This window comes from Pseudonocardia alaniniphila, from assembly GCF_022524485.1.
GTDB lineage: Bacteria > Actinomycetota > Actinomycetes > Mycobacteriales > Pseudonocardiaceae > Pseudonocardia > Pseudonocardia alaniniphila.
Genome location: NZ_JAKXMK010000019.1, coordinates 20,841 through 33,513 on the forward strand (window position 1 = coordinate 20,841; position 12,673 = coordinate 33,513).

The 12,673-nt window shown below is 73.6% G+C and carries 12 protein-coding genes; 1 reads left to right on the forward strand and 11 read right to left on the reverse strand.

Annotation, left to right across the window (positions count from 1 at the left end; translation table 11 throughout):
- Positions 1–15: 15 nt before the first annotated feature.
- The 7 genes from MMF94_RS21530 to rpe all read right to left on the reverse strand — a co-directional run bounded on the left by MMF94_RS21530 (position 16) and on the right by rpe (position 5,983).
- Positions 16–729 (reverse strand): HAD-IA family hydrolase, encoded by a 714-nt coding sequence (locus MMF94_RS21530; RefSeq protein WP_241038936.1) that lies wholly within the window; start codon positions 727–729, stop codon positions 16–18.
- A 159-nt stretch (positions 730–888) separates the two neighbouring features.
- Positions 889–1,944, reverse strand: a complete 1,056-nt coding sequence (locus MMF94_RS21535) for a beta/alpha barrel domain-containing protein (protein ID WP_241038937.1) — start codon at positions 1,942–1,944, stop codon at positions 889–891.
- Positions 1,945–2,018: 74 nt separating this feature from the next.
- The gene (locus tag MMF94_RS21540) at positions 2,019–2,420 is read right to left on the reverse strand and encodes a PH domain-containing protein (protein WP_241039134.1); all 402 of its coding nucleotides are present in this window, start codon (positions 2,418–2,420) and stop codon (positions 2,019–2,021) included.
- Positions 2,421–2,650: 230 nt separating this feature from the next.
- Positions 2,651–3,133 (reverse strand): 6,7-dimethyl-8-ribityllumazine synthase, encoded by a 483-nt coding sequence (ribH, locus tag MMF94_RS21545; RefSeq protein ID WP_241038938.1) that lies wholly within the window; start codon positions 3,131–3,133, stop codon positions 2,651–2,653.
- Positions 3,134–3,149: 16 nt separating this feature from the next.
- A complete protein-coding gene (locus tag MMF94_RS21550; protein WP_241038939.1) occupies positions 3,150–4,493 on the reverse strand; it encodes a bifunctional 3,4-dihydroxy-2-butanone-4-phosphate synthase/GTP cyclohydrolase II in 1,344 nt (447 codons plus the stop codon).
- Between the two features lie 38 nt (positions 4,494–4,531).
- Positions 4,532–5,188: a riboflavin synthase gene (locus MMF94_RS21555; RefSeq protein WP_241038940.1), complete on the reverse strand. Its 657-nt coding sequence runs from the start codon at positions 5,186–5,188 to the stop codon at positions 4,532–4,534.
- A gap of 99 nt (positions 5,189–5,287) precedes the next feature.
- Positions 5,288–5,983: a ribulose-phosphate 3-epimerase gene (gene rpe, locus MMF94_RS21560; RefSeq protein ID WP_241038941.1), complete on the reverse strand. Its 696-nt coding sequence runs from the start codon at positions 5,981–5,983 to the stop codon at positions 5,288–5,290.
- Positions 5,984–6,127: 144 nt separating this feature from the next.
- Here rpe and MMF94_RS21565 point away from each other — a divergent pair, with 144 nt between their 5' ends.
- A complete protein-coding gene (locus tag MMF94_RS21565) occupies positions 6,128–6,535 on the forward strand; it encodes a DUF1801 domain-containing protein (RefSeq protein ID WP_241038942.1) in 408 nt (135 codons plus the stop codon).
- A gap of 7 nt (positions 6,536–6,542) precedes the next feature.
- On the opposite strand, the gene MMF94_RS21570 is transcribed toward MMF94_RS21565, so the two are convergent.
- The 4 genes from MMF94_RS21570 to MMF94_RS21585 form a co-directional block, all read right to left on the reverse strand.
- Positions 6,543–7,994, reverse strand: coding sequence for an RsmB/NOP family class I SAM-dependent RNA methyltransferase (locus tag MMF94_RS21570; protein ID WP_241038943.1), 1,452 nt, complete (start codon positions 7,992–7,994; stop codon positions 6,543–6,545).
- 157 nt (positions 7,995–8,151) lie between these two features.
- Positions 8,152–9,087 carry a methionyl-tRNA formyltransferase gene (gene fmt / locus MMF94_RS21575; protein ID WP_241038944.1) on the reverse strand — a complete coding sequence of 312 codons (936 nt, stop codon included), beginning with the start codon at positions 9,085–9,087 and terminating at the stop codon, positions 8,152–8,154.
- Positions 9,088–9,092: 5 nt separating this feature from the next.
- Positions 9,093–9,641: a peptide deformylase gene (def, locus tag MMF94_RS21580; RefSeq protein WP_241038945.1), complete on the reverse strand. Its 549-nt coding sequence runs from the start codon at positions 9,639–9,641 to the stop codon at positions 9,093–9,095.
- Between the two features lie 125 nt (positions 9,642–9,766).
- A complete protein-coding gene (locus MMF94_RS21585; RefSeq protein ID WP_338104292.1) occupies positions 9,767–12,337 on the reverse strand; it encodes a primosomal protein N' family DNA-binding protein in 2,571 nt (856 codons plus the stop codon).
- Between the last annotated feature and the right edge of the window lie 336 nt (positions 12,338–12,673).

Here is a 12,673-nt window from a genome sequence, read left to right on the forward strand (position 1 = left end):
ATGCCCGCCGGCAGGTCAGGCAGGCAGGGCGATGAGCCGGTCGGCCACCTGCTCGAGATCCTTGCCCACCACGTGCGGGCGAGCCACCACGTCGGGCACCGCGCCCTCGAGCCTGCTCGCGAAGCCGCCCACGAGCCCGGCCCGCACGGCCCCGTGCACGTCCCAGGAGTGCACGGCCACCAACGCCACCCGGTCGCCCGGAGCGTCCACCTGCTGGCACGCCCAGTTGTACACGCGGGCAGGCGGCTTGAAGGAGCGGATCTCCTCGGCGGAGAGCACTCCCCGCAGGTAGGTGCGCAGCCCCGCACGATCCAGGGCGTCCGACGCCACCGCCGCCCCTCCCTGTGTGAAGGCGTAGGCCGGGATCCGCGCCCGTGCCAACGCCCGCAGCGCGGGCTCCACGTCCGGGTGAGGAGGCAGCTCGCCGAAGCCGGCCAGCACGTGGTCGAGCGCTTCATCCGAAAGGGTGTGCTCCGTGGTGGTGCGCAACGCCGCCCTGGCCACCTCGGCGAACGGGCGCACGCCGCCGGCCAGCGTGAGGGCCATCCCGTCGCGCACGGTGCGAGTGAAGAACAGCTCCCACTCGTGATCGGGGCGACCCACGTCCACGAAGCGCGAGCGCAGCGCCTCCACCTGCAGCATCGTCTCGTAGACGTCGAGGAGCACCACGCGCGGCCGACGATCCGCCGCCCGCACGCGATCCAGCTGGTTCCCGCCCTCCACCGTCATCGTGCCCTGTCCGTCGTGCCCTGCTGGGAGTGCTGTGGGCGGTTCGTCGTGCCGGATCTCATCGTGCCGCGTTCATCGTGCCGTGTCGCGCTTCCACTCATCCGTGAGCAGTTCCGCCACGCGGCGTACCGCCCGTCCCGTTCGGATGAAGATCGTCGCTCAGGGCGACGGAGCGGAGCGGGGCGGCAGCGCTCCGTAGCGCCGAACGGCTTTCAGCACGCGCCGAACGTGCAGGGCGCGCAACGGAGCGAGCGCGTAACCGGGGTAGCTCGCGAGCCAGGTCGCGCTGCCGAGGCTCACGGCATCGGCACCGGCCCAGAAGTACTCGCGGCAGTCGTCCACCGTGCGTATCCCACCGGTCGCGATGATCGGCAGCGTCACCCCGGCCTCGCGCAGCTCGCTCACCACGCGCAGCCCGATCGGCTTGATCGCCCGCCCGGAGAGGCCGCCGTAACGGTTCGACAGCCAGGGCTCGCCCGTTCGGGGGTCGAGCCGAAGCGCCTTCACGGTGTTGATCGCTGTCAGTGCCGACACCCCGGCCTTCACGGCCTGCTCCGCGTTGCGCAGGTAGTCGTAGTCGGGCGAGAGCTTGAGGATCACGGGGTGGTTGCTGCGGGGCACCGCCTCGTCCAGCACGTCCTGCAGGATCGTGGAGAAGTCGAAGTTGACGTTGTGGCAGGACACGTTGAACTCCACCGCGGCGATGTCCCCAGCCGGCACAGCGGCGTTCACCCGGTCCACGAGTGTCACGAACTCCTCGGCGGAGAATCCGCCCAGGGAGATGATCACCCGCTGGTCGCGGGTGCGCGGGTAGTAGTCGCGCAGGTAGGCGTCGATCCCGACGTTGCACCAGCCGAACGCGTTCATCCAGCCGGCGTCGGTGCCGCGCAGCACCTTCCCGTACCGCTTCAGGAGGTCGGGCAGCTCACTCAGCGCGTACTCGTCGCGCGTCGTGAAGTGGCCTTCGCGGGGCTCCACGGTCAACGTCCTCGTGGTCACCGCCCCGAACTCCGCCAGCGGCACGAACAGCGACACCGGGCTCATGCCGTACGGCACGAGCCGGCTGTTGGACACCCCGTAGCCGAGCAGGCTCGACGAGGTCACCAGCCGGTTGCGGAGCACGATGTCGCCGAGGCGCACACTTTCCTCGCCGAACGGCTCCCGGTCGACATGATCACGAGCACGAAGCACGGCCCCGATGGTACGTGCGTCCATCCACGCTCTCCGGCGAACGGCACCCATACCGCACGGTCCCGCACGAAAGGCCCGACGACCAGCCGCGAACCCGGTCAGGATGTGCGAGCGGCAGAGTGCAAGGCCCGCAGGCGCGCGATTCCCTCCACGGCCCGATACCCGTCCACGGCCTGGATGGCCAGCACCGGCAGGTACTCGTCATCGGGCAGGTCCAGCCGCGCCCACGACGCCCCGTCGGGGAACGCCACCCGGCGCACGACCTGCCAGGACAGCCGCTGGGTCGTCAGGATGTTGCGCACCTCGATGCCCTCGGCGTCGGCGCGCACGCGCGGCCGGGCGAGCAGGAGCACGCCGCCCGCGATCAGAAGCCCCAGCACCACGAGGGCCACCTGGTCGGCCAACCGGAAGTACACGCCGGTCTCGCTACCTCGCAGCAGCACGGCCACCACGGTGAAGAGCACCAACACCGCCACGGCACCCACCCATGCGGCGATCATCACCTTGCGGGGTCGCACCACCACGGTCTCACCGGGCCCGGCCGCCCGCGGTGCACGGGCCGCCGCTTCTGCACGAGAGTCGCGGGCCGGCCCGTCGGCGTCCCGCTCCGCGGCCGCCGCAGTCGTGTCGGGGGCGGTGGTCGCCGCGGCCTCTTCGGCCTCGCGGCGGGCCGCAGCGCCGGAAGCTGCAGCCGATGGGGCTGCGGGCGCCGGGGTGCGGCCGGGATCGGTCATCGCCGGCCTCGTAGCTCACCCAGCGTCACCGCGGTGTGCAACGCGGCGAGGCACGCCTCCGCGCCCTTGTCCTCGACCGACCCGGGAGCGCCGGAGCGATCCACCGCCTGGGCCCTGGTGTCGCAGGTGAGCACGCCGTTGCCCACGGGGGTGCGCTCGTCCAGCGCCACACGCGTGAGCCCGGCGGTCACGGCGTCACAGACGTACTCGAAGTGCGGGGTGCCACCGCGGATCACCGCTCCGAGCGCCACCACCGCGTCGTGGTTGGTGGCGAGCTCCTGGCAGACCACGGGCAGCTCCACGGTGCCCGGCACCCGCACCACCGTCGGGCTCTCCACGCCGGCCTTCTGCGCGATCTCCAGCGCGCGCTCCAGGAGCGTGTCCACGATGTCGGCGTGCCAGGTGGTGGCGACCACGGCCAACCGCAGCCGCGAGGCGTCCGGGATCTCCTGGTGGGCCGGTCGTCCCTCGCCGCTCATCTCGTGTCCACCTCGTTCACGTGCCGGTCCCGTCCGCCGTCACGGGCGGGGACACCTCGTCGAGACCGGGCAGGTCGTGGCCCATCCGGTCGCGCTTCGTGCGCAGATAGCGCAGGTTCTCGCGGCTCGCCCGCACCGGCAACGGCACGCGGCCGATGATGGTGAGGCCGTAGCCCTCGAGCCCGGCGCGCTTGTCGGGGTTGTTGGTGAGCAGTCGCATCGACGTGATGCCGAGGTCGGCCAGGATCTGCGCGCCGATGCCGTAGTCCCGGGCGTCGGCCGGCAGACCGAGCGCCAGGTTGGCGTCCACGGTGTCGGCTCCGGCCTCCTGCAGCTGGTAGGCCTGCAGCTTGTGGAGCAGGCCGATCCCCCGGCCCTCGTGCCCACGCATGTAGAGCACCACGCCCCGGCCCTCCTCGGCCACGGCGGCCAGCGCCGCGTCGAGCTGCGGGCCGCAGTCGCAGCGCATCGAGCCCAGCACGTCGCCGGTGAGGCACTCGGAGTGCACCCGCACCAGCACGTCCTCGCCACTGCTCTCCGGCGTGCCCACGTCGCCGCGCACCATCGCGATGTGCTCGATCCCGTCGAGCAGCGAGTCGTAGCCGTAGGCGATGAAGTCGCCGTGCGCGGTGGGGATGCGGGCCTGCGCCACGCGCACCACATGCTTCTCGAAGCGACGGCGGTAGGCGATCAGGTCACAGATCGTGATCAGCGTGAGGTCGTGGTCCTCGGCGAACACGCGCAGCTCGTCGCCACGCGCCATGTCACCCTCGTTCTTCTGCGACACGATCTCGCACAGTGCGCCCGCCGGGGAGAGCCCGGCGAGCCGAGCGAGGTCCACGGCCGCCTCGGTGTGCCCGGCCCGGCGCAGCACGCCGCCCTCACGGGCTCGCAGCGGCAGAACGTGGCCAGGGCGCACGAGGTCGGCGGGGCCCGCGGCCGGGTCGGCCAGCAGCCGGATGGTGTGAGCCCGGTCGGTGGCCGAGATCCCGGTGGTGATCCCCGCCTTCGCGTCCACCGTCACCGTGAACGCGGTGCGGAAGTTGTCGCCGTTGGAGTGGTGCATCGGAGGCAGGTCGAGACGGTCGCACTCCTGCTCGGTGAGCGCCACACAGATGTAGCCGGAGGTGTAGCGCACCATGAACGACACGAGCTCCGGCGTGGCCATCTCGGCCGCGAAGATCAGGTCGCCCTCGTTCTCGCGGTCCTCGTCGTCGACCACGACCACGGGCTTGCCCGCACGCAGGTCGGCCACTGCCCGCTCGATCGCCTCGAAGCCGCTCAGCGGCGCCCCGGCCGAGTTCGCGGCGTCACCGGCGGTGCCGGGTGCCGCCTCCTCCGCGGATTCCTGTCCGTCCATCGACCCACCGTTCACCGGACCACCTATTTCTGCCCCGCTCACCGGGCTCTGGCCTCCTCGCCGACGGCCACCGCGTCAGTGGGGCGGTCACCACCGACGTACCCGGCAGCGAGCCGTTCCACATACTTCGCGACGACATCAGCCTCCAGGTTCACGGTATCCCCCGCCTCCCGCAAACCGAGTGTGGTATGTGACAAGGTCGTCGGAATCAGCGCCACCACGAAGCTGTCGGACGTCACACCTGCCACGGTCAGCGACACGCCGTCCACAGCGATGGAGCCCTTCTCCACCACGTACCGCGCCAGCTCCGGCGGAAGGCTGAACCGCAGCTCGTCGCTGCGCTCGCCGGGGGTACGGGAGAGCAGCGTCGCCACGCCGTCGACGTGGCCCTGCACGATGTGGCCGCCGAGCCGGCCCGTCACGGGCATGGCGCGCTCCAGGTTCACCCGTGCCCCAGTCGCCACGGCCGAGAGGCTCGTGCGTTTCAGCGTCTCGGGCACGAGCTCCACGGTGAACGTGCCGTCGGTGCTCCCGTCCGGATCCACCACCGTGAGACACACGCCGTTCACGGCGATCGAGTCACCGTGGCGGGCGTCCGAGGTGACGGTCCGGCCGCGCACGGTGAGCACCACCACCTCGGCACTCTCGCGCACACCGACCACCTCGCCGATCTCCTCGACGATCCCGGTGAACATCTGGGAGCTCCCCTTCCGCCGCCGCAGCTGCAACGTCTACAACGCGAGCCGCCGCTGATCCTTACCCGCGCGATCATCCTCGCCGGGAGCAACGCCCGTTCAGGACGCCCACCCCCGGTGCGCCGACGCCCGCACCACCTGCTCGCGCAACGCCTCCACCGCCCGCGCCGGGTCCTCGGCGCCGTACACGGCCGAGCCGGCCACGAAACAATCCACACCGGCTTCGGCCGCCGCCTCGATCGTCGACTCGTTGATCCCGCCGTCGATCTCCACCAGCAGGGTGAGGTGGCCGGTGTCCACCATCCGGCGCGCCGCCCGCACCTTGTCGAGCACTTCCGGCATGAAGCTCTGCCCGCCGAACCCGGGCTCCACGCTCATCACGAGGAGGGTGTCGTAGTGCCGCAACGTCTCCACGTACGGCTCCAGCGGCGTGCCCGGCTTGATCGAGAGACCGGCCCGCGCCCCGGCCGCCCTCAGATCCGCAGCGAGGGCCACCGGGTCGTGCGCCGCCTCGACGTGCACAGTCACATTGTGCGCGCCCGCCTCGGCGTAGCCCACCGCCCAACGGTCGGGATCCTCGATCATCAGGTGGCAGTCCAGCGGAATGTCCGTGGCGCGCAGCAGCGCTTCCACGACCGGCAGCCCGATTGTGAGATTGGGCACGAAGTGAGCGTCCATCACGTCGACGTGCAGCCAGTCGGCACCGCGATCGGGCTTGCCGGCCACAGCTGCGGCCTCGTCAGCGAGCCGCGCGAAGTCTGCCGCGAGGATGCTCGGGGCGATGAACGGATGCACGCGCGGAAGGTTACGCGTCGGGCGGTGGGCGGCCCGGCCCGCCGCCTGACCGGCCGGCGACAGCGTCTCGCAGCCGCTCCGGGGCTGCGCGGCGCTCCGGGTGCCGCCGCCGGAACTGTCGGTGTCACACGCTTGTATGTCGCCATGCCAGCACCCGTGTCGATCGACGAGCAGCTCGAGGAGCTGCTCGTCGGCGAGCTGCCCGCTGTCGCGGCGCTCGTCCACCGGCTCCGCGCCGTGGTGCGCGCCGCCCATCCCGACCTTCGCGAGCGCGTCAATTCCGGATGGCACGGGCTCGCCTTCCACCATCCGCGTGCCGGGTACGTGTGCGCGCTCTTCCCCCGCGACGGTGGGGTCAACGTCGGCTTCGAGCACGGGGGCGACCTGCCGGATCCCCACGGAAGGCTCCTCGGCGAAGGCCGCCGTACGCGGGACGTGCGCGTGGAGGTCGACGCCGGAGCGAGCGAGGAGGACGTGGTGGTCGACTACCTGGACCTGGCGGTCGACTGGGCACTCGACCGGGCCGCCGCCAAGGGCGGCAAGGCCCGCTGAGCCCGGTTCACGCACGCAGCATTGTGAGGAACATGGCGTCGGTTCCGTGCCGATGCGGCCAGAGCTGCACGGTGGGGCCTTCGCCGAGGTCGGGCACGCCGGGCAGGTACTGCCTGGCATCGAGCTGTTCCACCTTCGGATGCTTGCGCAGCACGCCCGTCACCACGCCCAGCGTCTCGGCGAGGTGCGGGGAGCACGTCACGTAGGCCACCACTCCGCCGGGCCGCACGTGGCGCAACGCCGCCGTCAGCAGCTCGCGCTGGAGCTTCGTCAGCCCGGACACGTCCTCCGGCTGGCGCCGCCAGCGCGCCTCGGGACGCCGCCGCAGCGCTCCGAGCCCGGTGCACGGCGCGTCCACCAGCACGCGGTCGTAGGCGGCATCGGGCAGCGGTGCCTCGCGTCCGTCCGCGGTGTGCACGGCGACCGGGAGGCCGTCGGTGGCCCGGCGCACGAGGTCGGCCCGGTGGGTGCTCACCTCCACGGCGTCCACGGTCGCGCCTTCCAGGGCGGCGATACCGCCGAGAAGCGCGGTCTTCCCGCCGGGGCCGGCACACAGGTCCAGCCACTGGGCCGTGTCGTCGCAGGTGAGCTCGGCCCGTGTGAGGGCGAGCGCCACCAGCTGGCTGCCCTCGTCCTGCACCAGGGCGAGCCCCTCGTTCACCACGTCGAGCTCGCCGATGTCGCCGGTGCCCGGCTCGAGGTGTACCCCGTACGGGGAGTACGGCGCCACCTCACCGCCCGTCACGAGGGCCAGCTCCTCCGCGGTGATCTCACCCGGCCGTGCCAGCAGGTGCACCGCGGGCCGGGCGTCGTCGGCGGCGAGGGCGGCGTCGAGCTCCTCGGGGGCACGCAGCGCGTCGGCGAACGCCTGGGCGATCCACCGGGGATGGGCGTGCGCCATCGCCGCATGGCCCACCGGGTCCTCGTCGGCCGGTGGAGCCAGTCGCTCCACCCAGGCCTGCTCGTCACGCTCTCCCACCTTGCGCAGGATCGCGTTGACGAAGCCCGCTGCCCGGCTCCCCGCGTCGCCGCGCACGAGCTCCACGGTGGTGTCCACGGCCGCATGGGCCGGGATCCGGGTACGCAGGAGCTGGTAGGACCCGAGCCGGAGGGCGTCGAGCAGCGCGGGCTCCACACGGATCAGCGGCCGGTCCGTGCAGGCCTCGATCACCGCGTCGAGCAGGCCGCGCGCCCGCAGCGTGCCGTAGCCGAGCTCGGTGGCGAGTGCGGCCTCCCGGTCGCGCAGACGGTGGCGCCGCAGGATCGCCGGGAGTGCCAGGTTGGCGTAGGCGTTGCGCACGCGCACCGCGGTGAGCAGCTCGAGCGCGGCCAGGCGCGAGGGGTCCGGTTCCGGCGGACGCGGCGGCCCCACGCGCCCCCGCGGTGGTCCGGCCTGACGATGGGTGCCACCCGGCTCGGGCCCGGGCCGCCTGCGGGGCCGCCGTCCGGGGGCGCTCATGCCGCCCACCCGCACGGAGCGACGCCGACACGCACGGACGACGACCGCTCCGCGGTGAACCGCCCGCGACCGCGGGCATCCTGTCGCGCAGCGATCCCCGCGGCGGATGCGCGGGCGTCACCGCGGACCGGTAGATCGAAAAGTCGGGGCCGCCGGGTCATGTCAGCAGCTCCCCCGGCTCGATCCGTGCCCCGCGTGCCCAGTCCGGCGCCGGCATCGCGCGCTTGCCGACCGGGAGCACCTCACCCAGCTGCAGCGCCGCCGTGGCCGTGCCGACCAGAACCCGGCGCTTCTCCACGTGCAGCTCTCCCGGTTTGAGGACGGGTGGCTCGGCGTCCGTCACGGGTGCCACCGGCCCGAGCCCGAGCCGCTCGCCGCGGAACGTGCTCCACGCACCGGGTTCCGGGGTGACCGACCTGATCAGGCGGTCGAGCGCCAGTGGCGGCAGCGCCCACTCGACGCGGGCGTCCGCGGTGGTCACCTTCGGCGCGTGTGACACGCCGTCTGCGGGCTGGGGCTGCGGGCGCAGGGTGCCGTCGGCGATGCCGTCCATGGTGGCGAGCAGCAGCGCCGCCCCGGAGGTGGCCAACCGGCCGAGCAGGTCACCCGCGGTGTCGGCCGGGCGCACGGTCTCGGTGACCACGCCGAACGTCGGCCCGGTGTCGAGGCCCTCCTCGAGCAGGAACGTGGTGGCGCCGGTGACCTCGTCGCCGTGGCGCACCGCCGCCTGCACCGGTGCGGCACCGCGCCAGGCCGGGAGGAGCGAGAAGTGGAGGTTGACCCAGCCCTGGCGCGGGATATCCAGCGCGGCACGAGGCACGAGAGCCCCGTAGGCGACGACCGGGCAGCAGTCCGGCGCGAGCTCGCCGAGCTGAGCGAGGAACTCGGGCTCCGAGGGCCGGCGGGGGGTGAGCACGGGGATGCCGGCCTCGTCGGCGAGGGCTCCCACCGGCGACCGCACGAGCTTGCGGCCCCGGCCGGCGGGCGCATCCGGACGGGTGACCACCGCGGCCACCTCGTGCCGCGTCGACTCGAGCAGCGCCCGCAGGGACGGCACCGCGGGTTCCGGGGTGCCGGCGAACACGAGCTTCACGGGAACTACCTGGCCTTGCCGAAGAGGGGATGCGGGCTGACCTGGACGCGCGGCGCCGGGGCACCGAACCACTCGGCGGCCCGGATCTCGGCCATGGCCTGCTTGCGGGTCTCCGCGTCGAGCCGGTCGACGAACAGCACGCCGTCGAGATGATCGGTCTCGTGCTGGATGCAGCGGGCGAGCCGCTCACTCCCCTCGACCGTGACCGGCTCACCGTGCTCGTTCCAGCCGCGGGCCACCACGTGCAGGTGCCGGCGGCAGTCCCAGCGCAGCCCGGGGATCGACAAGCACCCTTCCGGCCCCATCTGCTCCTCGTCGCCCACGACGTCGAAGGTCGGGTTGATCAGGTGCCCTGCGAAGTCGTCGCAGTCGTAGGTGAACACGCGGAGGCCGACGCCCAGCTGCGGTGCCGCCAGGCCCGCGCCACCCTCGTCGTGCATCGTGTCGGTGAGGTCGGCGACCAGTTTGCGCAGCTCGGCGTCGAAGGTGGTGACCTCGACGGCCGGGGTGCGCAGTACGGGATCGCCGAAGAGCCTGATCGGCTGGACGGACACAGATCTCCTTGCGACTACAGCGGGCAGACGAACGGCGGACAAACGAACGGAGCGGGCAGGCGCGGCCCTCAATTCTGCCACGCGGGCATCGGTGCCCCGACCGGACCGACCGCCACCCGCGGTGGTCAGCCGATCTCGACGGGATCGAGGCGCACCCGCACCGGATCGGGCACCTTGCGAGCGGTGCGCGCCGCCTGCGCGGCATGCAGGGCCGCGGCCATGGCCCGGCCCTCCGCGCGTGGCACGCGCAGCAGCGCACGCTCGCGGATCTCGGTCGGCTCGTCGCCGGGGCCGCCCGCGCTCGGCCCGATCGGGTCGACCTCGACCGGCCCGAGCACCTCGACCGCCTTCGGCAGCTCCGCCAGGACGTCCGCGACGGCCGCCGCGCTGCCCTCGACGGCCGCCATGCGCATCGCGGGCGGGAACCCGACCTCGGCACGCGACGCGTACTCGGCCGCCGCGTGGCCCGCAGGGTCCCAGCGCACGAGGGCCTGCACCACCGGGATCGCGGCGTCGGCCATGACGACCACCCGACCGCCACGGGTGTGCGGGACGACCAGCGCCGCGGCAGCCATCCAGCGCCGGAGAGTCTCCTCAGCCACGCGGAGATCGGGCCGCGACAGCAGCGCCCACCCGTCGAGCAGCAGCGCGGCGCCGTAGCCACCTGGGGCGCGCGGCTCGGCACCGGGGGTGGCGACCACGAGCTCCGGCCGGGCGGCCACCTCGGTGTGCACCGGTGCACCCCCGCCGGACAAGCGAACGGTGATGCCGGGGAACGCCCGCCCGAGCTCCTCGGCCGTGCGTCCGGACCCGACGACCCCCGCTCGCAGCCGCCGTGACCCGCAGGCCGGGCAGCGGAACGCGCTGTCGGCCCGGCCGCACCAGCGGCAGTGCGGAAGCCCGGCCGACGCGGCGTCCGATGGGCCTGCGCGTGCCACATCGGTGGAGCGCGCGTCCGCCGCAGCACGTCCGCCCTGGTGGGCGAGGCCGAGCGGGCCCGCGCAATGGCGGCAGCGGGCGGACTCCCGGCAGGCACCGCATGCAAGCCAGGGCAGATACCCCGCCCGCGGGACCTGCACGAGCACCGGCAGCCCGGAACCGAGCGCCGAGCGGGCCGCCTCGAACGCGATGTGGGGCAGCCGGGCAGCACGCGAGTCGGGGTCGCGGACGAACTGGCCCGCGGTCTCCTCCAGCGCGGTGATCCGCGGCATGGCGGCTCGGACGGTGGCGCGATCGGCGACGACCTCGCGGGCCCACCCGGACTCGACGAGCAGGTGGGCCTCCGCGGTGCGGGCGAAGCCCCCCACCAGCAGCGCCGCCCCCGCGTTATGGGCCCGCAGCACGAGCACGTCGCGGACATGCGGGTAGGGAGCCCGGGGTTCGGCGTGCAGATCGTCGCCGTCGTCCCAGACGGCGAGCAGGCCGAGCCGCTCCACCGGCGCGAACGCCGCCGAACGCGTGCCCACGACGACCCGGACCTGCCCGCGGCGCACCGCGAGCCACCGGCGATACCGCTCCGCGGGGCCCAGTTCGGCGGTGAGCGCGACCACCTCACCGGCACCGAGCCGGGCGGCGCAGGCGTCGTGGAGCGCCGCGACGTCGCGCTGGTCGGGCATTACGAGCACGGCCCCGCGCCCAGCGGCGACCGTGGCCGCGGCGGCCTCGGCGAGCCGCTCGGGCCAGCACTCCCCCGGCAGTGCCTGCCAGACGGCGTGGGCGGCCCGGCCACCGGCGAGCGCGTCGAGCAGGGCAGACCCGCGCTGGTAGCGCCGCCACGCGTCAGGTACGACGCCGGGCAGCTGCGCGGAACCACTCCCGGACTGGTCTGCGGACTCCGCTCCGCTCCGCGCCGCCGGCTCGCCACCGGGCCGGTCAGCACGATCTCCCGCGGACTGGTCTACGGACCCCGCGCCACCCCGCTCCGCAGGCTCGCCACCGGGCCGGTCAGCACGCTCCCCACCGGCCGGACCCACAGGCCCGGCTCCAGGCCGCTGCGGGTGCTCGGGGACCGGAAGATCGGCGGGATCTGCAGGCCGCTCCCCGGGCCTGTCACCGGAGTCGGCCGCAGGACCACCACCCCCGGGGCGGTCGGACTCGCCAGCCGGCCGATGCGAGGTTGCGCCTGCGGAATCCGTGGGCCCGCCGACGGGATCGCGTTCGGGAAGAGCATTGGCCGCTACGGAATCGCCCCCGGGCCGCCGGGCGAGCTCCGCGACAGCCGGGACATCGGAATCCGCCGGCTGCGGCGCAGGCTCACCACAGGGTTCGTCTACCGGCTCGGTGGTCGGCTCGGCTCGCTCCTGGGGCGCTTCGCTCTCCACCCGGGCGTGGCGGGGCGGCACGGCGAGGCGCAGAACGTCGGCGAACACGCCCGCGTACCGGTCGGCGACCGTGCGGCAGAGCGCGGCCACCTCGGGGCTGAGCACGGGCTCGGGTGAGACCACCTTCTCCACCCAGGCGAGCTTGCCGGTGTGGGCGGACTCGGCCACCCGCTCCAGCAGGAAGCCGTCGACCAGACGCCCGGCGAAACGCACTCGCAGCCGCACCCCCGGCACGGCGACCGCGTCGAGATGCTCGGGAACGCAATAGTCGAACGGGCGGTCCAGGTGGGCGAGCGCGACGTCGACCGCGACGCGCGCCACCGGCAGGTGAGCGGCCGGGCGCCACTCACCGCGGTTGCGGGCGGGTCGAGCCACGGAACCTCCTCGCTGCCGGCCGCCCGGTCTACCAGACGCCATCGGGCCGGCCCGCGACAGACCTCTCCCCGCACCGGCAACCTGTTCGGAACCGGAAACCCCGGGCGCAACGGAGCCGGTGCCCGCGCCCCCGGAAAGCCGGGCAGGCGCCTCCTCCCCCGTGGCCGCCATCGCGGCGACGACGAGCCCGGCGGGGTGAAGAGCAGCACGCACCCGGGGGCGCTGTGTCATGGTCATGGCGCCATCGTGACGACGGCGTCCGACAGTCCCGGCGGACGGGCGGCCCGGGCGGACCGCCCGTCCACAGGACCGGCGATGTACGAAATGAGCGGCTGC